Origin of the sequence: Bradyrhizobium sp. HKCCYLRH3059, from assembly GCF_051168035.1 — a bacterium.
In the GTDB taxonomy this organism is placed as follows: Bacteria; Pseudomonadota; Alphaproteobacteria; order Rhizobiales; family Xanthobacteraceae; genus Bradyrhizobium.
In genome coordinates, this window is record NZ_JBNPUF010000001.1 from 1,347,808 (window position 1) to 1,372,864 (window position 25,057).

Annotated in this window: 24 protein-coding genes; 16 read left to right on the plus strand and 8 right to left on the minus strand. The window is 65.8% G+C overall.

The window, feature by feature from the left end; translation table 11 throughout:
• The first annotated feature begins 123 nt into the window (after positions 1-123).
• The 8 genes from ACQR13_RS06160 (at position 124) to ACQR13_RS06195 (ending at position 7,459) form a co-directional block, all read left to right on the plus strand.
• Entirely contained in the window at positions 124-1,116 is a 993-nt protein-coding gene (locus ACQR13_RS06160; RefSeq protein ID WP_434841722.1) for a sulfate ABC transporter substrate-binding protein, read from the plus strand.
• 206 nt (positions 1,117-1,322) lie between these two features.
• On the plus strand, positions 1,323-2,159 hold the full coding sequence (cysT, locus tag ACQR13_RS06165) for a sulfate ABC transporter permease subunit CysT (RefSeq protein WP_315713861.1): 837 nt from the start codon (positions 1,323-1,325) through the stop codon (positions 2,157-2,159).
• Positions 2,160-2,167: 8 nt separating this feature from the next.
• Positions 2,168-3,076: a sulfate ABC transporter permease subunit CysW gene (gene cysW, locus ACQR13_RS06170; protein ID WP_315713862.1), complete on the plus strand. Its 909-nt coding sequence runs from the start codon at positions 2,168-2,170 to the stop codon at positions 3,074-3,076.
• Complete coding sequence (locus ACQR13_RS06175) at positions 3,066-4,103, plus strand: sulfate/molybdate ABC transporter ATP-binding protein (RefSeq protein WP_315713863.1); 1,038 nt, start codon at positions 3,066-3,068, stop codon at positions 4,101-4,103. The genes cysW and ACQR13_RS06175 overlap by 11 nt, the downstream gene beginning before the upstream one ends.
• A gap of 363 nt (positions 4,104-4,466) precedes the next feature.
• A complete protein-coding gene (locus ACQR13_RS06180; RefSeq protein WP_315714371.1) occupies positions 4,467-4,982 on the plus strand; it encodes a CAP domain-containing protein in 516 nt (171 codons plus the stop codon).
• 140 nt (positions 4,983-5,122) lie between these two features.
• Complete coding sequence (locus ACQR13_RS06185) at positions 5,123-6,298, plus strand: patatin-like phospholipase family protein (RefSeq protein ID WP_316172644.1); 1,176 nt, start codon at positions 5,123-5,125, stop codon at positions 6,296-6,298.
• A 4-nt stretch (positions 6,299-6,302) separates the two neighbouring features.
• Positions 6,303-7,094, plus strand: a complete 792-nt coding sequence (locus ACQR13_RS06190) for a 3-hydroxybutyrate dehydrogenase (protein WP_316165792.1) — start codon at positions 6,303-6,305, stop codon at positions 7,092-7,094.
• Positions 7,095-7,207: 113 nt separating this feature from the next.
• On the plus strand, positions 7,208-7,459 hold the full coding sequence (locus ACQR13_RS06195; RefSeq protein ID WP_315713865.1) for a SemiSWEET transporter: 252 nt from the start codon (positions 7,208-7,210) through the stop codon (positions 7,457-7,459).
• Between the two features lie 14 nt (positions 7,460-7,473).
• Here the strand turns inward: ACQR13_RS06195 and ACQR13_RS06200 are convergent, their stop codons facing one another.
• The 3 genes from ACQR13_RS06200 to ACQR13_RS06210 all read right to left on the minus strand — a co-directional run bounded on the left by ACQR13_RS06200 (position 7,474) and on the right by ACQR13_RS06210 (position 10,637).
• The gene (locus ACQR13_RS06200; protein WP_316188039.1) at positions 7,474-8,133 is read right to left on the minus strand and encodes a L,D-transpeptidase; all 660 of its coding nucleotides are present in this window, start codon (positions 8,131-8,133) and stop codon (positions 7,474-7,476) included.
• Positions 8,134-8,308: 175 nt separating this feature from the next.
• Positions 8,309-9,685, minus strand: a complete 1,377-nt coding sequence (locus ACQR13_RS06205) for a lipopolysaccharide biosynthesis protein (protein WP_434862663.1) — start codon at positions 9,683-9,685, stop codon at positions 8,309-8,311.
• 112 nt (positions 9,686-9,797) lie between these two features.
• Positions 9,798-10,637: a protein-disulfide reductase DsbD domain-containing protein gene (locus ACQR13_RS06210; RefSeq protein ID WP_315713869.1), complete on the minus strand. Its 840-nt coding sequence runs from the start codon at positions 10,635-10,637 to the stop codon at positions 9,798-9,800.
• A 136-nt stretch (positions 10,638-10,773) separates the two neighbouring features.
• Between ACQR13_RS06210 and ACQR13_RS06215 the strand changes: the two genes are divergently transcribed.
• On the plus strand, positions 10,774-11,424 hold the full coding sequence (locus ACQR13_RS06215) for a YqgE/AlgH family protein (protein ID WP_315713870.1): 651 nt from the start codon (positions 10,774-10,776) through the stop codon (positions 11,422-11,424).
• Positions 11,425-11,661: 237 nt separating this feature from the next.
• On the opposite strand, the gene ACQR13_RS06220 is transcribed toward ACQR13_RS06215, so the two are convergent.
• Together ACQR13_RS06220 and ACQR13_RS06225 are read right to left on the minus strand one after the other, a co-directional pair.
• A complete protein-coding gene (locus ACQR13_RS06220) occupies positions 11,662-12,549 on the minus strand; it encodes a TauD/TfdA dioxygenase family protein (protein ID WP_434862664.1) in 888 nt (295 codons plus the stop codon).
• Positions 12,550-12,685: 136 nt separating this feature from the next.
• Positions 12,686-13,465, minus strand: coding sequence for an SDR family NAD(P)-dependent oxidoreductase (locus tag ACQR13_RS06225; protein ID WP_434862665.1), 780 nt, complete (start codon positions 13,463-13,465; stop codon positions 12,686-12,688).
• Between the two features lie 136 nt (positions 13,466-13,601).
• Between ACQR13_RS06225 and ACQR13_RS06230 the strand changes: the two genes are divergently transcribed.
• The 3 genes from ACQR13_RS06230 (at position 13,602) to ACQR13_RS06240 (ending at position 16,046) form a co-directional block, all read left to right on the plus strand.
• Positions 13,602-14,744 carry a PQQ-dependent sugar dehydrogenase gene (locus ACQR13_RS06230; RefSeq protein WP_315826011.1) on the plus strand — a complete coding sequence of 381 codons (1,143 nt, stop codon included), beginning with the start codon at positions 13,602-13,604 and terminating at the stop codon, positions 14,742-14,744.
• A gap of 121 nt (positions 14,745-14,865) precedes the next feature.
• A complete protein-coding gene (locus tag ACQR13_RS06235; protein WP_434862666.1) occupies positions 14,866-15,600 on the plus strand; it encodes an SDR family NAD(P)-dependent oxidoreductase in 735 nt (244 codons plus the stop codon).
• A gap of 74 nt (positions 15,601-15,674) precedes the next feature.
• On the plus strand, positions 15,675-16,046 hold the full coding sequence (locus ACQR13_RS06240) for a CsbD family protein (protein ID WP_315713875.1): 372 nt from the start codon (positions 15,675-15,677) through the stop codon (positions 16,044-16,046).
• A 133-nt stretch (positions 16,047-16,179) separates the two neighbouring features.
• On the opposite strand, the gene ACQR13_RS06245 is transcribed toward ACQR13_RS06240, so the two are convergent.
• Positions 16,180-17,934, minus strand: a complete 1,755-nt coding sequence (locus ACQR13_RS06245) for a DUF459 domain-containing protein (protein ID WP_434862667.1) — start codon at positions 17,932-17,934, stop codon at positions 16,180-16,182.
• 139 nt (positions 17,935-18,073) lie between these two features.
• Entirely contained in the window at positions 18,074-19,468 is a 1,395-nt protein-coding gene (locus ACQR13_RS06250) for a lytic murein transglycosylase (protein ID WP_434862668.1), read from the minus strand.
• Positions 19,469-19,686: 218 nt separating this feature from the next.
• On the opposite strand from ACQR13_RS06250, the gene galU reads away from it, so the two are divergent.
• Positions 19,687-20,568, plus strand: coding sequence for a UTP--glucose-1-phosphate uridylyltransferase GalU (gene galU / locus ACQR13_RS06255; protein ID WP_316188045.1), 882 nt, complete (start codon positions 19,687-19,689; stop codon positions 20,566-20,568).
• A 46-nt stretch (positions 20,569-20,614) separates the two neighbouring features.
• Here the strand turns inward: galU and ACQR13_RS06260 are convergent, their stop codons facing one another.
• Positions 20,615-22,123, minus strand: coding sequence for a sensor domain-containing diguanylate cyclase (locus tag ACQR13_RS06260; protein ID WP_434862669.1), 1,509 nt, complete (start codon positions 22,121-22,123; stop codon positions 20,615-20,617).
• A gap of 143 nt (positions 22,124-22,266) precedes the next feature.
• Here ACQR13_RS06260 and ACQR13_RS06265 point away from each other — a divergent pair, with 143 nt between their 5' ends.
• The 3 genes from ACQR13_RS06265 (at position 22,267) to ACQR13_RS06275 (ending at position 25,040) form a co-directional block, all read left to right on the plus strand.
• A complete protein-coding gene (locus ACQR13_RS06265) occupies positions 22,267-22,524 on the plus strand; it encodes a DUF7662 domain-containing protein (RefSeq protein ID WP_315713880.1) in 258 nt (85 codons plus the stop codon).
• Positions 22,525-22,612: 88 nt separating this feature from the next.
• Positions 22,613-22,738 (plus strand): hypothetical protein, encoded by a 126-nt coding sequence (locus ACQR13_RS06270; RefSeq protein ID WP_410051199.1) that lies wholly within the window; start codon positions 22,613-22,615, stop codon positions 22,736-22,738.
• A gap of 508 nt (positions 22,739-23,246) precedes the next feature.
• The gene (locus ACQR13_RS06275; RefSeq protein ID WP_316172635.1) at positions 23,247-25,040 is read left to right on the plus strand and encodes a peptide ABC transporter substrate-binding protein; all 1,794 of its coding nucleotides are present in this window, start codon (positions 23,247-23,249) and stop codon (positions 25,038-25,040) included.
• Positions 25,041-25,057 lie beyond the last annotated feature (17 nt).

Sequence of the window (25,057 nt, forward strand, 5' to 3'; positions counted from 1 at the left end):
GCAAAATGCCTATGTCCGGCCGGAAACAAGAAAATCCGGTTCCGTTGACTCCGACGTGAACATTTGGCGATCTGCAGTGCGCGCCTGCAACATTTTGGGCGGTGAATGGAACGGAGAGCTTGGATGAAGATGCGACGTCTTCTGGCAGCGGTCGCAGGCCTGGCATGGGCAGGATCGGCCTATGCCGCGGACATCAGTCTGCTCAACGTCTCCTATGACCCGACCCGCGAGCTCTACGTCGAGTTCAACAAGGCGTTTTCAGCCGCGTATCAGAAGGAGACCGGCAAGAGCGTCGAGGTCAAGCAGTCGCATGGCGGCTCCGGCGCGCAGGCCCGCAGCGTCATCGACGGGCTGCAGGCCGACGTCGTGACCCTGGCGCTCGCCTATGACATCGACGCGATCGCGGGCAAGGGTCTGCTCGACAAGGATTGGCAAAAGCGACTGCCGCAGAATGCCTCGCCCTACACCTCGACCATCGTTTTCCTGGTGCGCAAAGGCAATCCCAAGGGCATCAAGGACTGGGACGACCTGCTCAAGAAGGGCGTCGACGTCATCACGCCCAATCCGAAGACATCCGGCGGCGCGCGCTGGAACTACCTGGCCGCCTGGGGCTATGCGCTGAAGAAGTTCGGCTCGGCCGACAAGGCCAAGCAGTTCGTCGGCGACCTCTATCAGCACGTCCCTGTGCTCGACACCGGCGCCCGCGGCGCCACCGTGACCTTCGTGGAGCGCGGTGTCGGCGACGTCCTGCTCGCCTGGGAGAACGAGGCGCATCTGGCCCTGCGTGAGTTCGGCAAGGACAAGTTCGAGATCGTCGCGCCGCAGCTGTCGATCCTGGCCGAACCGCCAGTTGCGGTGGTCGACTCGGTGACCGACAAGAAGGGCACGCGAAGTGTGGCTGAATCCTACCTGAAATACTGGTATACAAAGGAAGGTCAGGAAATTGCCGCACGCAACTCCTACCGTCCGCGTGATCCCGAGGTGGCCAAGAAGTACGAGGCTGCCTTCGCCAAGGTCGATCTGTTCACCATCGACGAGGTGTTCGGCGGCTGGACCAAGGCCCAGAAAGAGCATTTTGGGGAAGGCGGAATCTTCGATCAAATCTACAAGAATTGATCGAATCAGAAGGAACGAGTTGGTGACCGCAGGTCTGATACGGCTTCGAGACAACAAGGCAAGAAGCTGGCGTTGCGGCGATCTGCGATATCGCGCATGAGACGCGGTCCCCGGTCTCGATTGCCGAGACGAGGCTGGGGGCGGCGGGCGGACACCACAATCGATTGAAGCCCATCGACACCGATCATCAACGGACCAGGCCTTTTTTGAACGTACTTGCACCACGTCGCAGCACCTTGCCGGGCTTTGGTCTCACCATGGGGCTGACGCTGACCTGGCTGTCGCTGATCGTCCTGATTCCGCTGGCGGGACTGTTCGTCCGCTCGACCGATCTCAGCCTGGAGCAGTTCTGGGGCATCGTCACCAGCCGTCGCACCTTGAGCGCGCTGAAGATCTCGTTCGGGCTCGCCTTCGCCGCCGCCTGCGTCAATCTGGTGATGGGCACCATCGTCGTCTGGGCGCTGGTGCGCTACCGCTTTCCCGGGCGCCGCCTGTTCGACGCCATCGTCGACGTGCCGTTCGCGCTGCCGACGGCGGTGGCGGGCGTGGCACTGACGGCGCTGTTCGCACAGAAGGGCTGGCTCGGCGCGCCGCTCGCCGCAATGGGCATCAAGGTGGCGTTCACGCCGCTCGGCATCTTCGTTGCGATGATCTTCATCGGGATCCCCTTTGTCGTCCGCACCGTGCAGCCGGTGCTGATCGATCTCGATCCGGAGATCGAGGAGGCGGCGGCGAGCCTCGGCGCCGGGCGCTGGCAGATCGTGGCCCGCGTGATCCTGCCGAGCCTGACGCCGGCGCTGCTCACTGGCTTCGCACTCGCCTTTGCGCGCGCGGTCGGCGAGTACGGATCGGTGATCTTCATCGCCGGCAATCTGCCGAACGTCTCCGAGATCGCGCCGCTGCTGATCGTGATCCGGCTGTCCGAATTCCGCTACGCCGATGCCACCGCGATCGCGGTGGTGATGCTCGTCGTGGCGTTCCTGATCATCTTTGCCGTGAACCGGTTGCAGCGCTGGGCGCAGAGCCGGGCGCCCTTGAACTAGGACCCGACATGAGCGTGGAGATGACCCTGCAGGCGCCATCCGTGGCATCGTCCGCGGCCAGCCCGCACGTCGCGCAGGCCGGCCGCCCTGATCCGCGCACCGAGCCGCGCCTGGTCCGCATCGTTATCACGACGCTGGCGTTGGCGTTCCTGTCGGTGTTCGTGGTGCTGCCGCTGATCGTCGTGTTCGTGGAAGCGTTCGGCAAGGGCATCGCGGCCTATTTCACCGCGCTTGCCGACGCCGAGGCGTGGGACGCGATCCGCCTGACGCTGCTGGTGGCGCTGGTCTCGGTCGGGACCAATCTCGTGTTCGGCCTGTGCGCCGCCTGGGCGATCGCCAAGTTCGACTTTCCGGGCAAGACGTTCCTGATCACCCTGATCGATCTGCCGTTCTCGGTGAGCCCGGTGATATCGGGCCTCGTGTTCGTGCTGCTGTTCGGCGCGCAGGGGTTCTTCGGTCCGTGGATGCAGAGCCATGGCCTGCAGATATTGTTCGCCTTTCCCGGCATTGCGCTGGCGACCGTGTTCGTGACCTTCCCGTTCGTGGCGCGCGCGCTGATCCCGCTGATGCAGGAGCAGGGCACGCAGGAGGAGGAGGCGGCGATCTCGCTCGGCGCGTCCGGCCTGCAGACGTTCTTCCGCGTCACCCTGCCGAACATCAAATGGGGCGTGCTGTATGGCGTGCTGCTCTGCAACGCGCGCGCGATGGGCGAGTTCGGCGCCGTCTCGGTCGTGTCCGGCCATATCCGCGGCGAGACCAATACGATGCCGCTGCTGGTCGAGATCCTCTACAACGAATACCAGATGGTCGCCTCGTTCGCGATCGCCTCGCTCTTGGCGATGCTCGCGCTGATCACGCTGGTCGTCAAAACCGTCCTCGAACGGCAACTCGATGAGGGAGGTCCGCGTGACCATTGAAGTCAGGGGTGTCGTCAAGACGTTCGGCACGTTCAAGGCGCTCGACGGCGTCGATCTCAAGGTCGCCGACGGCGAATTGCTGGCGCTGCTGGGCCCGTCCGGGTCGGGCAAGACGACCTTGCTGCGGATCATCGCCGGGCTGGAGTGGCCCGATTCCGGCGAGATCCTGTTCGACGGCGAGAGCGCGCTCGATCGCGGCGCGCGCGAGCGTCACGTCGGCTTCGTGTTTCAGCACTACGCGCTGTTCCGGCACATGAACGTGTTCGAGAACGTCGCCTTTGGCCTGCGCGTGCAGCCGCGCCGCATCCGCAAGAGCGAGGCTGAGATCCGCGCGCGCGTGAAGGAGCTGCTCGACCTCGTCCAGCTCGACTGGCTCGCCGATCGCTATCCGAGCCAGCTCTCCGGCGGCCAGCGCCAGCGCATCGCGCTGGCGCGCGCGCTCGCCATCCAGCCGCGCATCCTCCTGCTCGACGAGCCGTTCGGCGCGCTCGACGCCAAGGTGCGCAAGGAGCTGCGGCAATGGCTGCGCACCCTGCATCACTCGATCAACGTCACCTCGATCTTCGTGACGCATGATCAGGAGGAGGCACTCGAGGTCGCGCACCGCGTCGTGGTGATGGACAAGGGCCGCATCGAGCAGGTCGGCTCGCCGAGCGACGTTTACGACAGTCCGGCGACGGCCTTCGTGCACGGCTTCATCGGCGAATCGATCATGCTGCCGGTGGAGATCTCCGGCGGCGCCGTGCATCTGAACGGGCGGCCGCTGGACCTGGCTGCAGAGGGCGTGGCCGCGGGCGCCTCGACCTTGTTCGTGCGCCGGCACGACATGCTGATCGGCTCCGCGGACAGCGGCACGCTGCACGGCGCCGTCACCCACGTCCGCAGCTTCGGCCCAGTGCAGCGCGCCGAGATCGCGCTGACTGAAGGCTCGACCATCGAGATCGACGCCCCCCGCGACCGCGAGCTCCGCATCGGCGACCGCATCGGCCTGAAGCCGCGGCATTATCGGATTTTCGCGGCCGGGTAGGGGCTGCTCGGGCTCGTCCCGGATCGCTGCCAAACATGCGGTGTCGTCCCGGACAAGCCCGGCAACGCGAAAGCGTTGGCGGGCGCTGATCCGGGACCCATACGCCGTGAAGCTTGCTTGAGGCACGCCGGAGCGGCATCGGGTCTCACCACGACCGCTGCGGAGTAAGGTCCCGGCTCAAGGCCAGGACGACACCGAGGGCGTCGTGCCGTTCCTGGCTTGACCGAACTGCTCCTATGGTTGACGAACGGTTGCCGGCAGGAATGGCCGCAATTGTCGCGACGGAACTTACCGCCGATTCACCTTTCAGCCACGGTTGATGTGCAACAACCCGCCTCTCGCATCGGCATAGGGATTGGTTCATTGAAGCGTCTGGCTCTCGCTCTCTCCATTGCATTCCTGCTCGCCGGCTGTGCGGCCGAGACGCCGGTCGTGCAGGCGCCGACCATGTATGCCGATATGGCGGTCGCGGGCGCCAAGCTCGATGCGGTGGCTGCGGCGACGATGATCTCGCAATACCGCCAGAACAACGGGCTCGGCACGGTCGAGGTCGACCCCGAGCTGATGCGGCTGGCGGAATCGCAGTCGCAGGCGATGGCCGACAAGAACAAGCTCGATCATGACGTGCGCGCCCCGCTGGCGAAGCGCCTGACGGGTGCCGGCTATGACGCTGTCGTCGCGGTCGAGAACGTGTCGGCCGGCTATCACACGCTGGCGGAAGCGTTTTCCGGCTGGCGTGACTCGCCGCCGCATCGCGCCAACATGCTCAAGAGCGGTGTCACAAAAATAGGCATCGCAGCGAGCTATGCTCCGAACACCAAGTACAAAGTGTTCTGGACCATGATCCTGGCCGCGCCGGACGGCAAGAAGCCCTCCTGACAGGCTGGGCTGCCGCCGCCCTGCGCAGGCCGCGTGCGCATGGCTCGCGCGCGAGTCAGGCCGGCCTAGCCCTTGGGGTGGATTGACGTCACCGCGAAGTGACGCCACGGTGGCGCCTTGCTTTGCTAATGACCGCGGTAATGACGCAACATCCATTTCCCCCGCTGCCTGCAACCCCCGCCGAATCGCAACGCGTGCTCGTCCTGCAGGGCGGCGGCGCGCTCGGCTCCTATCAGGCCGGCGCCTATCAGGCACTGTGCCATTTCGATTTCGAACCGGAATGGGTCGCCGGTATCTCGATCGGCGCCATCAATGCCGCGATCATCGCCGGCAACGACCGGGAGAAACGCATTGGCCGTCTCAAGGAATTTTGGGAGATGGTGTCGTCGCCGGTGCCGTGGAAGCCGCTGCTCAATGGCGATCATCACCGCTCGGCCTTCAACGAAGTCAGCGCCGGGCTGATCGCGGCGTTCGGCGTGCCCGGCTTCTTCACGCCGCGCTTCCCACCGGCGCCGCTGTGGCCGTCAGGCACGCTGCAATCGGTCAGCTATTACGACACCGCGCCGCTCAAGCGGACCCTGGAACGGCTGGTCGATTTCGACCGCATCAACGATCTGAAGACGCGGCTCTCCGTCGGAGCCGTCGGCGTCACCACCGGCAACTTCACCTATTTCGACAATGTCGAATTCAGGAAGCAGGGCAAGCGGATCGGGCCCGAGCACATCATGGCGTCGGGCGCGCTGCCGCCCGGCTTCCCGCCGGTCGAGATCGACGGCGAGCACTATTGGGACGGCGGCATCGCCTCCAACACGCCGCTGGACTACGTGCTCGATACCGAGACCGATCGTGATCTGCTGATCTTCCAGGTCGATCTGTTCTCCGCGCGCGGCGATCTGCCGCGGACGCTGCTGGAGGCCGCCGAGCGCGAGAAGGACATCCGCTATTCCAGCCGGACGCGGATGAACACCGACAAGAACCGCATGATCCACAACACGCGCAAGGCGCTGCGCGAGCTCTATGCCAAGCTGCCCGACGAGCTGCGCAACGATCCCTCGCTCGAGGTCCTGTGCAAGGCGGCGCAGGAAAACACCGTCACGGTGGTGCACCTGATCTATCGCAGCAAGAACTACGAGACGTCCTCCAAGGACTACGATTTTTCCCATGTCGCGATGGTCGAGCATTGGGAAGCGGGCGTGCGCGATGTCCACCAGTCGATGCGCCACAAGGACTGGCTGGAGCGGCCGCAGTCCGGCGAGACCATGGTCACCTACGATCTCACGCAGGACGGCAGTCTCGCTGCCGCCAAGAAGGAGTGAAGCAATGACGACGAATCTGAAGGGCAAGACCGCGGTCGTGACCGGCTCGACCAGCGGCATCGGGCTGGCCTATGCGCGCGCCTTCGCGTCCGCCGGCGCGAACATCGTGCTCAACGGTTTCGGCGCGCCAGCCGACATCGAGAAGGAGCGTGCGGCGATCGAGAGCGACTTCAAGGTCAAGGCCGTGCACTCGCCGGCCGACATGAGCAAGCCGGCCGAGATCGCCGGCATGATCGCGCTCGGCGAGACCACGTTCGGCTCGGTCGACATCCTCGTCAACAATGCCGGCATCCAGTTCGTCTCGCCGGTCGAAGACTTTCCGCCGGAGAAGTGGGAGCAGATCATCGCGATCAACCTGTCGTCCGCGTTCTACGGCATCCGCGCCGCGGTGCCCGGCATGAAGAAGCGCGGCTGGGGCCGCATCATCAACACGGCGTCCGCGCATTCGCTGGTCGCCTCGCCGTTCAAGTCGGCCTATGTCTCGGCCAAGCACGGCATCGCCGGCCTCACCAAGACCGTGGCGCTCGAGCTCGCGACCTTCAAGATCACCTGCAACTGCATCTCGCCGGGCTATGTGTGGACGCCGCTGGTCGAGAAGCAGATTCCCGATACGATGAAGGCGCGCAACCTCACCAAGGAACAGGTCATCAACGACGTGCTGCTCGCGGCGCAGCCGACCAAGGAGTTCGTGACCTCCGAGCAGGTCGCGGCGCTGGCGCTGTTCCTGTGCGGCGACGATGCGGCGCAGATCACCGGCGCCAACCTCTCGATCGACGGCGGTTGGACGGCGGCGTAACGATCGCAGGGAGCGCTGAACAAGGCGCCAGTTTCGCGCCGAGGCGGGTTTCGCTTCGGCGCGGTCCATTCTACAAGCGTGCGTTTCCACGACCAGCGCACGGACCCTCCACCTTGCTGACCACGATCATCGGCCTCGGCGCCGCCATCTGCACCACGAGCTCGTTCCTGCCGCAGGTCATCAAGGCCTGGCGGTCGCGCTCGACCCATGACATCTCGATGGGCATGTTCGTTCTGCAGACCACCGGCAACTCGATGTGGCTGCTCTACGGCGCGTTGATCAGCGACCTGCCGCTGGTCGTCGCCAACGCGATCACGCTCGGCCTGGTGGCGGCGATCCTCGGCCTGAAGCTGCGCTACGGCTAGGAAACCTCAGCCGATCAGCTGCGGCGGGCGAATACGTTCGCGGTGGTGGACGCGACGCTCTGGCCCGGCGGCAGCACGACCACGGTCGATCCGAGCTGGACGTGGTTGTAGAGGTCGGCGACGTCGGTATTGGTCATGCGGATGCAGCCCGACGAGATCGCCTGGCCGATATATTCGGGCTGGTTGGTGCCGTGGATGCGGTACAGGGTGTCCTTGTTGCCCTCGTACAGATAGATCGCGCGGGCGCCGAGCGGATTTGCCGGGCCGCCGGCGACGCGCTTCGGATACGGCCCGAGGCGCGCCTGGATGTCCGCGGTGGGAACCCAGTCCGGCCATTCCGCGAGCTTGCCGACGGTGGCGACGCCGGAGAAGGCCATCGCCTCTTCGCCGACGGCGACGCCGTAGCGGATCGCCTTGCGGTCGGGCAGCACGTAGTACAGGAAGCGCGCATCGGTATCGACGACGATCGTGCCCGGCTGTTCCTGCCGGGTGTAGTCGACGATGTGGCGCTGGAACTGTTGCGGGATCTGCGCCTCGGCATAGGGCGCGTGCGCCAGCAACTGACGGTCGCGGGGCGTCAACGCCGCGTCTGACGTCGGCGACAGCGTCGCTTCCATGCAGCCGGCCAGCATCACGGTTCCGGCCAGCGATAGTGCGACCCCCAGTCTCGACATCTCATTCTCCCCCAGCGCGCATTCAAATCATGTGCCCGGAGGATCGCGCCAATATCAAGGCGTTGCACCCAACACTTGCGTGATCGCCGGGCGAGACGAGGCGTGGCGGCACGACGCTCGCAGTTCCGCCAAGGCGAGGCCAAGATGACGCAACAGATGCGTCAATATGGTTTCCTCAAGATGCCTTGCCGAAGGCGAGGACATGCAGCCCGAGCCGCTGCTTGACGATCCGGAACAGCAGCACGGTCTCGAAGGCCAGCGACAGCGAGGTCGCCGCCGCGGCGCCGTGGCCGCCGAACTGCGGCACCAGCAGGATGCAGAGCACGAGGTTCATGACGAAGGCCGCCGCATAGGCCATGGCGCAGGCGCGCTGCTGGCCCAGCATGTTGAGCAGCCGCTCCACCGGTCCGATCGCGGCGCGTACGACGAGCCCGATTGCGGCGATGAACATGATGTCGTAGCCGGCGGTGAACTGCGCGCCGAACAGAAACAGCAGCGGCTTGCCGAGCGCGAGCAGCACCAGCGTCGCTGCGAGCGACGGCCAGAACGTCCACTTGATCGCATGCGCGACATAGGCCGACAGCCGCGCCTTGTCGCCGAGCGCGTGGTATTCGGCGAAGCGATGCGCCGTCGTCGCCGACATCGCGTAGTGGATGAACGACACCAGCGCGAGCGTCTTCACCACCGCGAAATAGATGCCGACCTCCTCGGAAGAGCGGAATTGCTGCAGCACCAGCACGTCGGTGTAGGACAGCAGCAGATAGAAGCTCTCGACCAAGAGGATCGGCAGCGAGATCGCGAGCCAGCCGCGGAGATCATATTGTTTGGGACCTGGCTCGACGTGGCCGCGGAGCCGGTTGTTCAGCACCAGCATCTGGCCGAGCATCGCGAGCCACACCGCGGCCGCGCTCGCGGCCATCGCAGCGGTGGCGCCGAGATCGAGGCCGAGCACGAAGGCGCCTGCCGTGAAGCCGATGATCAGCGTCTGGCGGATGATGAATTGCGGCATCAGGCCGAGCGTCATCCAGTCGTGCGAGCGGGCGATGCCGTCCTGGGTGTTGGCGACGACGAAGGCCGGCAAGGTGAGGCAGCCGATGTAGAGCGGCATGCGCTCGCCGGCGTCGATCCAGGGCGTCAGCAGCGCGATCAGGCCGGCGAGCAGCAGCGCCGCAGCGGTGGACGTCGCCAGCGTCAGCCAGCGTCCGCCGGAGAGGAAGCCGCGCAGCAGCGCCTGCTGGCCCGAGGTGCGGTAGTCCGGAATGATCTTCTGCGCCGAGGAGGCGATGCCGACATCCAGCATGCTGCCGAGCAGCAGTACCCAGGTCCAGACATAGACATAGGTGCCGTAGTCCGAGCCGCCCATCCAGCGCGCGAGCAGGATCTGGCTGAGATAGGCGAGGCCCGCGCTGAGCACGCGGATCAGGAAGATGGTGCCGGCCAGGCGGCGCGTCAGCGATGCCTCGCCGCTGCCGCCGAGCGCGGCCAGGCGCGCCTTCAGGCGGGCCGCGAGGCCGCTCGATGCGGGGGCGTTGCGGGCATCCATCACGGCCACGGCGGGGTCCGGCTCCACGGCCGCGCGGATGGCGGCGATGGTGCTTCCCTATCAACGCAACGTTAAGATTGAGTTGGGCCGGCGCCGCGTCGGTCGCGCGGCGCTACAGCCGTCACGGCAGAGTGAAGTTGAACTCGTAAGACTTGTCGGGGCCGACCAGCGTGAATTTCAGGGCCGCGCCGTCCGGCTTCACGCCCGGCGGAACGCCGTCGAGCTCGAAGGCGAAGCGCTTGATGCCCGGCATGCCGCTGTCGCGCACGGTCGGGATCGGCAGTGCCCAGTCAGGCGTCGGCCCCTCGACATAGAGCTGGACGCCGCGCGGATCGGCGACGGCGACGTCGACGACGACGTCCTTCGGGCCGTCGCGCTTGACGTCGCGGATCGTCAAGGGAATGGCGTCGCCGACAGTGGCCGGCTTCGGCACCGTGTCGAGGGCCGCCGAGAGCGCCGTATCCTCGGTGCTGGCGACGCTGGTGAAGGCGAGCTCGGCCTTTGCCTCGACGGGAATGCAGATCTTCTCGCAGACCGCGTAGCTGACGTCGGCGCGCAGGGTCATCGGCTTGTCGGGGTTCTTGGCGACGATGCGCAGCGGCAGCACGACCTGATCATGATAGCCGAGCGAGTGCCCGCCGGCGCCGTCGTCGAACTTTGTCGGCGCAGGCCACAGAACCGTCACCGCTTCGACGTTCTCCGACTTGGAAAAGTCGAACCGCGGCGGCACGCCAGAATCGCCGGGCGTTCGCCAATAGGTCTTCCATCCCGGCTGCAGCGCGAAGGCGATGCCGCCCAGCATGACCGGACCGCTGCGCGAGCCCGCGAGCAGGCGCACCGCGGAGTGGCTGTCGCGCTGCCAGGGCGAGGAATCCTGCGCCTGCGCGCCGAACGCAAGGCAGGATGATACGACGGTCGCGACGAGCAGTGTGGCAGAGTGGTGAGGAACCAAGGCGGACATGAGACGTCTTTAGAGTGCGGTTCGGGCGCAAACCATTGAAATGCTTGTGAGCAGATTTCCTCGCGAGGACCTGAACCTTGATTGACAGATGCGCATCCCAATATCAGGATATCGATGATCATGAGAGTCCTTGCGGATGAATCCTGAGGCAAAAAGGCTGGGCGACATTCGCCGCAAAGTGACAGGGATCGGGGATCACACCTCTCACGGTGGTTACCTCGACGGTCAGCTGCTGGTTGCCATGCCCGTGATGGGCGATTCCCGTTTCGAGCGCTCGGTGATCTATCTCTGCGCGCACTCGGCCGAGGGCGCCATGGGTATCATGGTGAACCGGCCGGCGGGCAGCATCGACTTCCCTCAGCTCCTGATGCAACTGAATATCATCGAGAAGAGCGATCAGATCAGCCTGCCCGACAGCGCCGAGACGATGAAGGTGCTGAGCGGCGGCCCGGTCGATACCGGGCGCGGCTTCGTGCTGCATTCGAGCGACTACTTCATCGCCAACGCGACCTTGAAGATCAACGACGGCGTCTGCCTGACGACGACCATCGACATTCTCAAGGCGATCGCCAAGGGCGACGGTCCGAAGCACGCGATCCTCGCGCTCGGCTATGCCGGCTGGCGCGCCGGCCAGTTGGAGGAAGAGATCCAGGACAATGGCTGGCTGCATTGCGACGCCGATCCGGAGCTGATTTTCGGCGACAATGTCGACGCCAAATACGATCTCGCGCTGCGCAAGATCGGCATTGATCCCGGCATGCTGTCCAACGCCGCCGGGCACGCATAGGCCTTATCGTCCGGTTGGAGCCCCCGCGCTCGCTGGGATCAGAGAAGGCTTAATGGGGCGCTCTGCCTCTCCGCCGTCATTGGGAGCGTAGCGACTTGTCCGCCGAAGCTTGGAGAGCGAAGGCGGAAGCAATCCAGAATGTCCACCGCGGATGCAGTCTGGATTGCCTCTGCGCTTCGCTCCTCGCAATGACGACATGGAGAGGGATGAGGCCGCGCATCTCTGCTGAAGGCCGAACTACTCCGCCGCCTGCTGCGCCACCGTCGGTTCGGTGCCGGCCACCGTGGCGCGGCGCATGTCGCGCGGTTGCGACTGATCGTAGCGGCGCACGCGATGCATGGTCTGCCTGTTGTCCCACATGATCAGGTCGTGCAGCGTCCATTTGTGGACGTAGACGAACTCGGGCTGCGTGGCATGCTCGGTGAGGTCGCGCAGCAGCAGCCGGCCTTCCGGCGTGCTCATGCCGATGATGGCGCCGGCATGCGATGACAGATAGAGCGACTTGCGGCCATGGGCAGGATGAGTGCGGACCAGCCGCTGCCTGACCGGCTTGAACATCTCCTTCTCCTCGTCGGTGTAGTCGAGGAAGCCGAGCGCGCCGCGCGAATACATCAGCGAATGTTCGCAGACGAGATCCTCGATCTCGGCCTTGGTCTCCTGGTCGAGCGCGTCATAGGCGGCGCGCATGTCGGCGAATTCGGTGTTGCCGCCCTTCGGGTTCACGATCCGCGCCGAGAAGATCGAGTATTTCGCCGGGATCGGCCGGAACGAGCTGTCGGAGTGCCACAGGCAGTTGCCGAGATTGAACAGATGCGTGCGATGGTCTGATGGCAGCGGCTTGCCATCCTTGCCGAGATTGGAGACGTCGTTGAGGCCGGTGGTGAGGCGGTAATCCTCCTTCTTGGTGACGGTGCCGCCGCGCGCCTGCTCGCGGTCGCCGAAGCTGAGCGCGAAGGCGAGCTGCTGCTCGTCGGTGACGTCCTGATCGTGAAATACGAGAACGGCGTAGTGATCGATCGCGGCCTGCAACTGCGCGACTTCGTCCCGAGCGAGAGGCTTGCGCAGATCGACACCGGATACTTCGCCGACGAAATGCGGATGCAACTGCCGGATGGCGATCGCCATGATGTCCTCCTCGCGTCCTCGAGAGGGCGGACTCCTGTCCGCTTCTTCTGATGGACGAGGCTACGCCGGCGATGCGCGAAGTCAACGCAAGGCGCGGATCGCGGCGTGCACGGCTGTCATGCCGGCGCGTCAGACGTCATGCATTGCGGGCCATCAGCCCGCCGTCCACGGGGATCACCGCTCCGGTGAGGAACGAGGCCGCCGGCAGGCACAGGCTCAAGGTCATGTGCGCGACTTCTTCGGGATCGCCATAGCGGCCAAGCGCGGTGCGGCGCCGTGCATAGACCGCCTTCTGCTCGTCGGGAATGCGCGCGGTCATCGGCGTGGTGATCGGGCCCGGACAGATGCAGTTGACGGTGATGCGATCGCGGCCGAGCTCAACCGCAAGCGAGCGCGTCAATCCGGTCACCCCGGCCTTTGCAGCCGAATAGGCGCTGTGCCGTGCGGTTGCGCCGAGCGCCTCGGTCGAAGCGATGTTGACGATGCGCGGGCTGTTCGAACGGCGCAGATGCGGCAGCGCGGCACGGATGACGCGCTGCTGCGCCGTCAGCATGATGGCAAGCCCTCTTGCCCAGGCCTCGTCGTAGGCTTCGTCGTCGATCGCGACATGCACCGAGATGCCGGCATTGTTGACGATGACGTCGAGCCCGCCGAAATGCGTCGCAGCATCGCCGACGACGGCCGCGATGGCGTTGCGGTCGACGAGGTCGAGCCGCCAGGCGCGCGCCGTTCCGCCGCTGGCCTCGATGTCTGCCGCCACCGCGCGGGCCGCGTTCTCATCGACATCGGTGACTGCGACCCTGGCGCCTTCATCGGCGAACACGCGCGCGGTCGCGCGCCCCATCCCCGACGCTGCGCCGGTGATCAGGACGGTCAATCCCTTGACCGAGCGGCTGAGTTGCCTGTGCTGGTGCATATTTGCGGCTCACGGAAAAATGCGGATCGCATGCTCGCCGTCGGGATTATCACTGATCGGACGCATTCGGTAGGCACCGATCCGGCATGGCCGAATTCTCGTTGCCGACGACACAAATCAACAAACCGGAGTGATCATGGTGCTCTCCACGACCTTCATGCGCCTGGCATTGGTGATGGGACTCGTTGCGACCACGGCTGCGCGAGCCGAGAGCATCAATGCCGGCGATCGCAAGGCAAGCGCCGTGCGCCCGTTCGAGGCGCGGAGCGTTGCCGAGTTCGATACGCCCTGGGCCATCGCCTTCCTGCCGGATGGGCGGATGCTGGTCACGGAGAAGCCGGGCCGGATCTTTCTCGTCACGCAAGGTGGGCAGAAGATCCAGATCGGCAACGTGCCCGCCGTCGCGGCGCGCGGACAGAACGGCCTCCTGGACATTGCGGTGTCGCCGAGCTTCGCGACGACGTCGCAGATCTATCTCACCTACACCGAGCCGAGCAGCGAGGGCAGCCGGCTCGTCCTGACCCGTGCCGTGTTGTCGGTTTCGAATGACAACGCCACGCTGACCGACCCCACCGTCATCTGGCGCCAGACGCCCGCCGGCGGCGGCGGGCAGCCCGGCGGCATCATCGCGTTCGATCCGTCGGGAACGCATCTGTTCCTGACCGTCGGCGACCGCATGCAGCCGAACAGCGCCCAGGATCCACGGCAGGCGCGCGGCAAGGTGCTCAGGCTCGATCTCGACGGCGCGACTCCGTCGGACAATCCCATGGCCGAGGACAAGGGCGTGCCGGCCCAGACGTGGACCACCGGCCACCGCAATCCCTACGGGCTCGCCTTCGCATCAGATGGCAAGCTCTGGCTGCACGAGATGGGACCGCGCGGCGGCGACGAACTGAACTTGATCGAGCCGGGCAAGAACTACGGCTGGCCGCTGGTGTCGAACGGCGACAATTACAACGGCACGCCGATCCCGCGGCATGCGACGCGGCCCGACCTCGCGCCGCCGCCGCTCTATTGGGATCCTGTGATCGCGCCGGCCGGCCTGGTCTTCTATGATGGTCCGATGTTTCCGCAATGGAAGGGATCGGCGCTGATCGGAGGCTTGCGGGTGCACGCGCTGGTCCGCGTTGCCTTCCGGGCCGATGGTCAGCCTGACGAGGCCGAGCGCTGGGACATGGGCGAGCGCATCCGCGACGTCGCCGTGGCGCCGGACGGCGCCGTCTGGGTCATCGAGGACGACTCGCCCGGCCGCCTGCTGCGGCTGACACCGATGAAGTAGCTGCGCAGCAGCATTGATGCGAAGGCGCCGATGCCGGGGTCGCCACAGCCCGCGATGCCGTTGACAGGGCCTGCGCCGATCCCCACACCATCCGACAAACAACAAGAGAAGGAGTGGGGAGATGAACGCGCTCGATTTCACGGGACGCTCGGTGCTGGTGATTGGCGGATCGAGCGGCATCGGCAACGGCATCGCGCAGGCGTTTCGCGCGCAGGGCGCGCGCGTCGACGTCAGCGGCACGCAGGCGAGCGCCGCCGATTATGCCGAAGGTGAGGGCTCCGATCTCGCAGGGGTGAACTACTATCAGCTCGATGTGAGCGATCCCGGCGCGATCGAGAGCTTCGCGCCGCGGCTCGATCGGCTCGATGTGCTGGTGCTGGCGCAGGGCGCGGTATTGTACCGGCGCGGCGAATTCGCCATGGAGGGCTTTCGCAAGGTGGTCGAGGTCAACCTCATCAGCCTGATGGCCTGTGCGACGAAATTTCACGGCCTGCTGCGCGATGCCGGAGGCGCGCTCATCATCGTCTCGTCGACCGCCGCCTATCATTCGACCATGGGCAATCCGGCCTACAACGCCTCGAAGACCGGCGCGATGGGATTGACGCGAACCCTGGCGGAGGCGTGGGCGGAAGATGGCATTCGCGTCAACGGGATCGCGCCCGGGCTCGTCGACACCAAGATGACCAAGGTGACGACCGCCAATCCGAAGCGCCTCGAGGGCGCGCTGCAGCGGATTCCGCTGCGGCGGCTGGGGACGCCGCAGGACATGGCCGGTGCGGCGCTGTTCCTGGCCTCGCCGCTGTCGTCCTACATCATCGGCCAGACCCTCGTCGTCGACGGCGGCCTGATTTTGTAGTCATCCGGAACCTGCGCCGTGCTGGCCGGTTAGCAGGCCAGCAATCCCGCACAATGCAGAGAAGGAGAGCGGCAATGGATCAGGATCGGCTGACCGGTACGGCCAAGGATGTCGCAGGCAAGATCGAAGGCGGCGTCGGCGAGATGTTGGGCGACAAGAGCACGCAGGCGTCGGGGCGTGCACGCGAGGCCTCGGGCGTCGTGCAGAACATGTATGGCCAGGCCAAGGACGCGGCGCGCGAGGCTGGCGATGCGGCGATGGATTTCGCCAAGGATACGTTCGGCAACGGCTCCGAGACGCTGCGTGACGGCACGCAGGCGCTGACCAAGCGGGTTCAGGACAATCCGATGGGCGCGCTGCTGGTCGCCGGCGGCATCGGCTTCCTGCTGGCGATGTTGATGCGCTCGCCGAGCCGGCCGCAGCCGCCGCAGCGCTGGCGCTACTGAGCCCGCCAAGACCCGCTGACGATCAGATGACAATCGGCCCGCATTCGCTCTCGAATGCGGGCCGGTTTGTCATTGGCGCCTTGGTCCGGAATGATCCGCGTCGATCGCCCTCAGCGCCGAAATGTGGTCGCGATCAGCGGCCCTGGGTCTCCAGCGATGCTGCCGAGCGGCCGACCAATCCTGGCGGCCGCGGCGGCGCGTTCGGATTGCGCGCGGCGGGCGGCCGCGCCGGCTGCTGTTGCTGCTGAGGCGCGCCGAAGCCGAAAAACTCACGAACGCCCTGATTCGGCTGCGGCGTTTGGGCTGGCGGCTGCTGGGTGGGCGCCCCCGGCGTGGTCAGCCGCCTTTGCCGCGGCGGCGGCGACACCGGCCCAGGTGCTGCCGGCGTCGCTTCCGCCGGCGAAGTCGCGGCCATCGGCGCTTCGGGCCGGGTCGGCTCCTTCGGCGGCTCCTTGGCCTGCTCGCGGCCGACCTCGCGGCGAGGCCAGACGAAATCGTCGGCGCGGCCGGCCGGCGGGCTCAGCGCCTCGCCCTTGACCAGGGTTCGGGCCGCCAGCGCGTCGACCGCCGCAGGTCGGGAGCCGGGGCCGCCCAGCAACTGATCGGTGCCGACGGATGACGCCACCAGCGGCAGGATCGGGCCGGCGACCGGCCGCGGCGCCGGCTGGCCCGGTACGGCATTGGCGTCCGGCGTGGCCGGCTCATTCGGCAGCTCGAGCGGCGCGGAACGCGCCGCGAGCAGCCGGTTGATCTCACGCTCGGCATAATGGGCGAGCTTGCGCGCGCCCGGCTTGGTGAAATAGACGCCGTCATAGGAGCGCAGCTGGCGGATCTGGCCCTCGAAGTCCGGGCCCTTCTGCAGGAAGCGGCCGGCCTCGTCGACGAAGCCGTCCCAGACATCGACATAGGTGATGCCGGCCTTGCCGGCGGCATCGCGATACAGCGAGTCGAGGAACAGCGTGTCCGCCGTCCCCTTGGGACCGCGAACCGCGGGCAGGCCGACCCAGAGCACGGGCACGCCCTTGCTCTTGGCGATCGCGATCATCTCGTCGATCTTCTTCGTATACAGCTCGACCCAGCGCTCGTCCCGGAACTCGTAGAGGCCGCCCGGCGAGCGGGCGGCCTTCTCCGGTGCCGCGACCGCGGGCGTGTCGTTGTCGGCCTCGTCCTGCGGCAGATCGGTATCGGCAGCCTTGTCGTCGGGCTTGGCCGCCGTGTCGGCCTTGCCATCCGGCTTGGCTTCGCCCGGCTTGGCCTCACCGGGCTTTGTCTCACCAGGCTTTGTCTCACCAGGCTTGGCCTTGGCATCCTTCTTGGCCTTGTCGCCCTTCTTGTCGTCGGTCTTCTCGATCGCGGGCTCGCGCAGCGAGATGCGGTCGTTGAGGCCGAGCATGATGACGATGGCGTCGGCGCGTTCGGTCGCCAGGATGCCCTTGGCGGCGGCGGCCCAGTCGGCCGGCTCGCCCCTGGGCTGGTACTTGATGAGGCCCGACGTGGTCCTGATCCTGCGGGTGACGCCCATGTCGGGCTGCTCGGCATAGGCCTCTTCCAGGCCATAGGCGAGCCAGTCGGCCATGGCGTCGCCGAGCACCAGCACGTAGCGGTCCGGCGCGCCGTCACGCTTCTCCGGCGGCGGCGCCTTGGAATAGTCCTGGATCACCCTCTTCGGCTGTTGCTGCGGGAACGGAGCGAAGAATTCGCCGCCGAACCAACCTCCGCCACCTCCACCGCCGCGCGGTGCCGGGCGGGGCGAAGCGAACGGGTTGAAGTTGAAGAACTGGGCCGAGGCGGGACCGGCGATGCCGACGAGCATGGCGATGACGACCGCCAGCACGACCAGCGGGCCGGGCTCGTTCAACAGCTTGAGGATGGACTTCAGCTTTGACATGCGCACCCGTCGCGCGGCGTGATCGTGACGATTCATATAATAGGACGCGAATCAGGCCGCAAACGGGCATTCACCGGATGGTGTTGACGGCGCCGGTAATCGCCCCAGAAGGTTACCGGCAGGGCAGATTGGGCTGCGATCAGCGCGTCCGCAGCCGTTCGAGCACATCCGAGGTGGCAAATCCGTCCGCCGGCGCCCCGATCGAGGCCTGGAAGTTCCGCAGCGCCTCGCGCGTCTGGCCACCGAACTGGCCGTCCGGCGTTCCGCGGTAAAATCCGCGCTCGGCGAGCAATTGCTGCAGCTCGAGCCGCTCGCCGCGCGACAGCGTTCGCTCCTCGCGCGGCCAGGCCTGAACGAACGGCGGTGCGCCGCGGAGGCGGTCGGCGAAGTGTCCGATCGCCAGCGCATAGGCTTCCGCAGGGTTGTATTTCATGATGACGCGGAAGTTCTGCAGCATCAGGAAGCCGGGGCCCTGGGCGCCGGCCGGCGCCAGCAGATAGGCCTTTTCGGCGCCAGTCGGGAACGGCTGACCGTTGGCCCGCCGCAGGCCGAGCTGTTCCCACTGGGCGAAGCTCATGCTCTTGGCGCGGTCGGCGAGCATGTAGTTGAAGCCCTGGGGCACCACGACCTCGTAGCCCCAGCTCTGGCCGCTCTGCCAGCCGTCCTTCTTCAGATTGTTGGCGGTCGAGGCGATCAGGTCGGCCGGATTGTCGACGACGTCGCGGCGGCCGTCACCATCGGCATCGACGGCGAAGCGCTTGAACGCGGTCGGCATGAACTGGGTCGGGCCGAAGGCGCCTGCCCAGGAGCCGCGCAGCTGCTCGGGGCGCAAATCGCCGCGATTGAGGATTTCCAGGGCGGAGAGGAACTCATCCTTGAAATAGGCCTGGCGGCGGCCGATGCAGGCGAGCGTCGCGGTCGACTGCAGCACGCTGCGGTCGCCGATCTGGGTCGAGTAGTTGGACTCGATGCCCCAGATCGAAGCGACGATGTAGCGGTCGACGCCATAGGCACGCTCGGCCGCATCGAACTGCGGCTTGTACTTCGCCAGCACCTCGCGGCCCTTCGCCAGCCGGTTGTCGTTCACCAGGATGTCGAGATAGTCCCAGATCGATTTGGTGAATTCGGGCTGCGCGTCGAGCAGGTCCATGATGCGCAGGTCCGGCGACAGGCCGGCGGTAAAGCGCTGGAAATTGTCCTGCGTGATGTTGCGCCGTGCGGCATCTGGCCACATGCCGGCGACGCAATTGTCGAAATTGCCGGCGGCTTCGCGGATCGCCGCCGCCGTCATCAGCGGATGGCCGGAGGCGCCGTCCTGGCCGCTCCACGGCTGCGGCCCGCCGGCGGCAGGGGGCTGGTTGGGGGCGGGGTCGCCCTTCGTCAGGGTGCCCGTGAACAGGCCGTCGAGAAAGTTCAGCGGCCCGCCTGAGGATTGCGCGACAGCGGAACCAGACACCACCGTCAACGCCGTGACCAGAACCGCCGCGCCAGCACCGGCCTTCAGAGCTGTCAGCATCACGTTCCGTCGCATCATGTCTCGATCCAGATCGCATGGAAGATCGGCCTCCACGAGGCCCGGTCCTGCTTAACGGGAGATTAACAAGGTTAACGATTTCCGCAGCGAAATTTAGCCGTTCGGTCCGTGTCGAGCGGAACACTGGACCAACATCCGCCTTTGTTCTCGGCTGCAAACGAGCTACCTAAAATGCGATCGATTTCGCATTCATATCGCCACAAGGTCTAGTCATCCCCATGAAGATCCGCAAAGCCGTTTTTCCGGTCGCCGGTCTCGGCACCCGCGTCCTGCCCGCCACCAAGGCGATGCCGAAGGAAATGCTGACGATCGTCGACAAGCCGCTCATCCAATACGTCTTCGACGAAGCCAAGGAGGCGGGCATCGAGCATTTCGTGTTCGTGACCGGGCGAAACAAGACCGCGATCGAGGATCATTTCGACCGCATGTACGAGCTCGACGCGACGCTCGCGGCGCGCGGCAAGAAGACCGAGATGGAAATCCTCGCGCGCGACCAGCCGGAGGCCGGCGCGGTCAGCTTCACCCGCCAGCAGGCGCCGCTCGGGCTCGGCCATGCCGTGTGGTGCGCGCGCGACATCGTCGGTGACGAGCCGTTCGCGGTGGTGCTGCCCGACGAGCTGGTGCTGAACGCGCCGGGGTGCCTGGCGCAGATGATTGCTGCCGCCAGCAAGCTGCCGGAAAAGAGCAACGTGCTCGCCGTGCAGGAGGTGCCAGCCGACCAGACCCATCAATACGGCATCTGCGGCGTCGGCAAGCGCGACGGCAAGATGTTCGAGGTCGACGGCATGGTCGAGAAGCCGGCCAAGGGCACCGCGCCGTCGAACTTCTCGATCACCGGGCGCTACATCCTGCAGCCGGAGATCTTCCAGATCCTCGCGACGCAGGAGCGCGGCGCCGGCGGCGAGATCCAGCTCACCGACGCGATGATCGGCCTGTCGAAGACGCAGAAATTCTACGGCGTGGACTTCGACGGCGAGCGGCATGATTGCGGCTCGAAGTCCGGCTTCCTGAGGGCCAACATCGCCTTCGCCATGGCGCGAGCCGACCTGCGCGATGGCCTGCGCGCGGACATGAAGCGCTATCTCGAAGGCAGGGGCTGAGGCCAAGCCGGCGCGAAATGCCGCGCCTTCGAGGCGGTTGGCGGCATCACGCCGCCAGCGAGGCCGCGGGTGACGGATGACGCACCGCTGCGCTGGCGCAGCGGTTACGGCCCGCGGCCTTGGCCATGTACAGGGCGCGGTCGGCGGCATTGAGCAGGCCGGTCCAGTCCGTGTCGCGCGACGGCGTGACGCTGGCGGCGCCGATGCTGATCGAGGTGGTGCACGCTTCTCCCGCCCACAGCTTGACCTTGCTGCGGATCGTCTCCGCGACGCGCAGCGCATCCGCTTCCGAGGTCCCCGGCAGCAGCACCGCGAACTCCTCGCCGCCATAACGCGCGGCGCAGTCGCCGGCGCGCCGCACCGAATCGGAGATGCACACGGCGATGCCGACCAGCACCTGATCGCCGGCCTGGTGCCCATGGGTGTCGTTGTAGCTCTTGAAGTGATCGGCATCGATCATCAGCAGCCCCAGCGGCGCGCCGGTGCGCTGCGCCCGCCGCCATTCGAGTTCGATGGTCTCGTCGAACTTGCGCCGATTCTTCAGGCCCGTCAGCGGATCCGTGGTCGCGAGCTGCTCCAGTCTGGATTCGACCTTCGCCCGGAGCTGGATCTCGCGCGCGGCGACCTGTGTCGCGGCCAGGACGAACACGATCAGCGCCAGCATCATCGCCCCGATCTCTGCAGCCTCGTTGCGCCAGTATGCATAGACGCTGTCCCACGACTTGCTGGCGATCACGACCAGCGGCTCATTGGCGTTGCGCCAGACCAGCAGCCGCGGCAGATCGTCCAGCGCGCCATAGCTGCTCGACCAGCCGGCCGGCTCGGTGAGCGCGCGGGTCACGGCCGGCGCCCGCGCCAGGTTGCGCCCGATCGCGCCGGAATCGAACGGCGCGCTGACGATGACGGTGCCGTCGCGCCGGAGCACGGTGATGTTGTCGCCTGCCCCGAGCGTGAGCCTTGCGAACAGGTCGCGGAAATAGCCGAGGCGGATCGAGCCGGCGACGACGCCGGCGAAGCGTCCGTCCGGCGTCGAGATGCGGCGGCTGAGAACGATGGAATATTGGCCATGATGCTGAGCGGGCCGCCCGACATAGAGCCCGGTGTCGGGCCGGTCGCGATGCACCTGGAAGAAATCGGCGTCGCTGCGGTCCTCCGGCAGCGGGTCGAGCGTCGACGACTCGAGCGACAGCCGCCCGCGGGCATCAAAGACTTGGATGGTGCCGAAATTCTTCGCGGTGGACGAACGGTCGAACAGGATCAATTGGCGGACGTGCTTGCTGACCTCGTGGATTTCGGGCAGCAACATGTTGCTGGCCACCGCCCGCAGCGAGAGATCGTAGAGCTCGACGGTGCGGCTGATGTCGGCGCCGATGCTGGCGGCCATGTTCTCCAGCGCTTGCCGGGCGCGGACTTCCTCGCTCCGGCGCAGGTCGATCATGACGCTGGCGCAGATGGCGGAGAAACCGATGATGGTCGAGATGGAGCAGGTGATCAGCGTGCGCGCCGAGAGCCGCCAAGGCTGCGTCGCCCGGCCCGTTCGGCGTGTCCAGCGCATCGGATCGTCCCGTCCCCCGTGGAGTCCCGTCCGTAGACTGACGGATAAAGCCGAAGTAACGCATGTTAGGTTAACGAGTCGTTGCGTTCGCCGCGCCTGTCGTCAAGGCGGCCGCACACGCGCTGGTACGATGGAGTCGAGACTTGCCGGACTATGATGCGCTTCGAGACTATCTCAAGCGGCAGACCCGCCCCGAGCTGGTGCTCAGCCTCGACGAGATCGAGGAGCTGATCGGCGACGGCCTGCCGCGCGCCGCGCAGCGCGCCTCGTGGTGGGACAGCCTGCGAAGTCCGCAGGAGAAGATGCCGCAGCGCGAGGCCTGCCTGGCGGCAGGCTATGTCGCGACCCGGCTGCCCGATGGCAAGGGCGTCCGCTTCCGCAAGCTGAAGCCGGAGCGCTGAGCTGCATCTGTGTCCGCGGCACTGGGGCTGTGTCCTGATTTTCCGGCGGTAGTGCTTCGCGCTCAACGTCGACGAGGCGATCGAGGTTTTGGAGAACGCCGGCTGGAAGAAGGGCGCGAGCGGCATTCGCGAGAAGGGCGGCAAGCCGCTCAAGCTCGTGGTCCAGATCTCCACCAACGTCCCGCGGCCGAAGAACCATGTCATCGTCACGTAGGCCTGCCAGAAGGCGGGCATCGAGCTCGAGCCGAAGTCGGTGGTGGCTCGGCGTTCTTCTCCAGCGACGTCGCCAATTCCGACACCTACACGCACGTCTACTGCGACATGGAGATGCTGATGATCAACGATGGCGTCGCCGGGTCCGCGCGTCAGCGGCATCCGCAAAGGTTTGTCGAGCCATTCCTCGGAATGGGACAATGACATCTGGCAGTTGCCGAACTGGTGTCGCGAGAGCTGAGCGCACATCGAGAGCGTTCATTCCGAAGCAGAACATTCCGGTGTGTGGCGACCGTCGCGAGCGACGTAGTTCCATTTTCCGGGATGTGACTCGCAGTCAATCTTTCCGCATCTGCGAAGTGCGACAATCGATCCGTTCTTTATTGCGGAATTGGCCCGGATTCTGCTTTGACAGTCGCTTCGAAGGCTGATCCAATTTTATGCAGTTCCCGATCGATCCAGGACGGGGACGCGTTTTTGGCATTCAGCACCACCTTTGGAGTCGATGGATGAACGAGCGTGACCTCCGTAGCCAGATCGCTGATGTCAAAGCAGGACGCCTGTCACGGCGCGAATTTGTGCAGCGGATGATTGCCGTGGGGCTGACCGCGCCGATGGCTGGCGCGATGCTCTCCTACTCAGGTGCCGCGGTCGCTGCTGATGCCATCCCCTACAAGCCGACCAAGGCCGGTGGCGGCGGTCCGCTCAAGCTGCTGCTCTGGCAGGCGCCGACGCTGCTCAATCCGCATTTCGCCATCGGCACCAAGGACCAGGAGGCCAGCCGCCTGTTCTACGAACCGCTGGCCGGATGGGACAAGGAGGGCAATCTGGTGCCGATTCTCGCGGCCGAGATTCCGAGCAAGGAGAATGGCGGTCTTGCCGCCGACGGCATGTCGGTGACCTGGAAGCTGAAGAAGGGCGTCAAATGGCACGACGGCAAGCCGTTCACCGCCGACGACGTCGTCTTCAACTGGGAATACGCCAACAACCCCGAGACCTCGGCGGTCTCGATCGGCAGCTACAAGAACGTCAAGTCGATCGAGAAGATCGACGATCTGACCGTGAAGCTGATCTTTCCGCAGCCGACGCCGTTCTGGGCCGATGCCTTCGTCGCCTCGTTCGGCTGCATCATCCCCAAGCATCACTTCGCGGATTATATCGGCGCGAAGTCGCGCGAGGCGCCGGCGAACCTGAAGCCGGTCGGTACCGGTCCCTACATGTTCGTGGACTTCAAGCCGGGCGACACCGTCGCCGGCAAGCGCTTTCCGGACTATCACGTGCCGACGCAGCCCTATTTCGACACGGTCGAGATCAAGGGCGGCGGCGACGCGGTCTCCGCTGCGCGCGCAGTGCTGCAGACCGGTGAATACGATTACGCCTACAATCTGCAGGTCGAGGACGAGATCCTGACCAAGCTCGAGGCGGGCGGCCAGGGCAAGACCGAGCTGACGCTGACCGGCAACATCGAGTATATCGGCCTCAACGTCACCGACCCCAATGTCGAGGTCGACGGCGAGCGCGCCAGCCTGAAGACCAAGCACCCGCTGTTCTCCGATCCCGAGGTGCGCAAGGCGATCAATCTCCTGATCGACCGTGCGTCGGTGCAGAAATTCATCTATGGACGCGCCGGCGTCGCGACGCCCAACTTTCTCAACAACCCCGAGCGCTTCCGCTCCAAGAACAATACTTTCGAGTTCTCGATCGAGAAGGCCAACCAGATCCTCGACGCCGCCGGCTGGAAGAAGGGCGCCTCCGGCATCCGCGAGAAGGACGGCAAGCCGCTCAAATTCGTGTTCCAGACCTCGATCAACGGCCCGCGCCAGAAGAACCAGGCGATCATCAAGCAGGCGTTCCAGAAGGCCGGCATCGAGGTCGAGCTGAAGTCGGTGGTCGCGTCGGTGTTCTTCTCCTCGGACGTCGCGAACCCCGACACCTACTCGCATTTCTACTGCGACATGCAGATGTATCAGACCACGATGCCGCAGGCGGATCCGCAGTTCTTCATGAACCAGTTCGTGTCCACCGAGGCCGCGACCAAGGAGAACAAGTGGCAGGGCCGCAACATCTGCCGCTGGCAGAACAAGGAGTATGACGAGACCTACATGCTGGCCCAGAGCGAGCTCGATCCGGTCAAGCGCGCCGCGCTGTTCATCAAGCTCAACGATCTCGTCGTGCGTGACAACTACGTCCTGCCGGAGATCAACCGGCTCAATGCGATCGGCGTGAAGAACGGCATGGTGCTGTACAAGAGCGGCTGGGACAACGATCTGGCGTTCATCGCCACCTGGTATCGGGCGAGCTGACGCGCGGCCAGCATGAC

Excerpts from the sequence above, each read along its gene's own strand:
- ACQR13_RS06225 (WP_434862665.1), bottom strand. The coding sequence starts at position 13,465 with ATGCACCAGCACAGGCAACTCAGCCGCTCGGTCAAGGGATTGACCGTC.
- cysW (WP_315713862.1), top strand. The coding sequence starts at position 2,168 with ATGAGCGTGGAGATGACCCTGCAGGCGCCATCCGTGGCATCGTCCGCG.
- galU (WP_316188045.1), top strand. The coding sequence starts at position 19,687 with ATGAAGATCCGCAAAGCCGTTTTTCCGGTCGCCGGTCTCGGCACCCGC.
- ACQR13_RS06250 (WP_434862668.1), bottom strand. The coding sequence starts at position 19,468 with ATGATGCGACGGAACGTGATGCTGACAGCTCTGAAGGCCGGTGCTGGC.
- ACQR13_RS06240 (WP_315713875.1), top strand. The coding sequence starts at position 15,675 with ATGGATCAGGATCGGCTGACCGGTACGGCCAAGGATGTCGCAGGCAAG.
- ACQR13_RS06235 (WP_434862666.1), top strand. The coding sequence starts at position 14,866 with ATGAACGCGCTCGATTTCACGGGACGCTCGGTGCTGGTGATTGGCGGA.
- ACQR13_RS06210 (WP_315713869.1), bottom strand. The coding sequence starts at position 10,637 with ATGTCCGCCTTGGTTCCTCACCACTCTGCCACACTGCTCGTCGCGACC.
- ACQR13_RS06215 (WP_315713870.1), top strand. The coding sequence starts at position 10,774 with ATGAATCCTGAGGCAAAAAGGCTGGGCGACATTCGCCGCAAAGTGACA.
- ACQR13_RS06275 (WP_316172635.1), top strand. The coding sequence starts at position 23,247 with ATGAACGAGCGTGACCTCCGTAGCCAGATCGCTGATGTCAAAGCAGGA.
- ACQR13_RS06200 (WP_316188039.1), bottom strand. The coding sequence starts at position 8,133 with ATGTCGAGACTGGGGGTCGCACTATCGCTGGCCGGAACCGTGATGCTG.
- ACQR13_RS06185 (WP_316172644.1), top strand. The coding sequence starts at position 5,123 with ATGACGCAACATCCATTTCCCCCGCTGCCTGCAACCCCCGCCGAATCG.
- ACQR13_RS06260 (WP_434862669.1), bottom strand. The coding sequence starts at position 22,123 with ATGCGCTGGACACGCCGAACGGGCCGGGCGACGCAGCCTTGGCGGCTC.
- ACQR13_RS06220 (WP_434862664.1), bottom strand. The coding sequence starts at position 12,549 with ATGGCGATCGCCATCCGGCAGTTGCATCCGCATTTCGTCGGCGAAGTA.
- ACQR13_RS06245 (WP_434862667.1), bottom strand. The coding sequence starts at position 17,934 with ATGTCAAAGCTGAAGTCCATCCTCAAGCTGTTGAACGAGCCCGGCCCG.
- ACQR13_RS06230 (WP_315826011.1), top strand. The coding sequence starts at position 13,602 with ATGGTGCTCTCCACGACCTTCATGCGCCTGGCATTGGTGATGGGACTC.
- ACQR13_RS06160 (WP_434841722.1), top strand. The coding sequence starts at position 124 with ATGAAGATGCGACGTCTTCTGGCAGCGGTCGCAGGCCTGGCATGGGCA.
- ACQR13_RS06190 (WP_316165792.1), top strand. The coding sequence starts at position 6,303 with ATGACGACGAATCTGAAGGGCAAGACCGCGGTCGTGACCGGCTCGACC.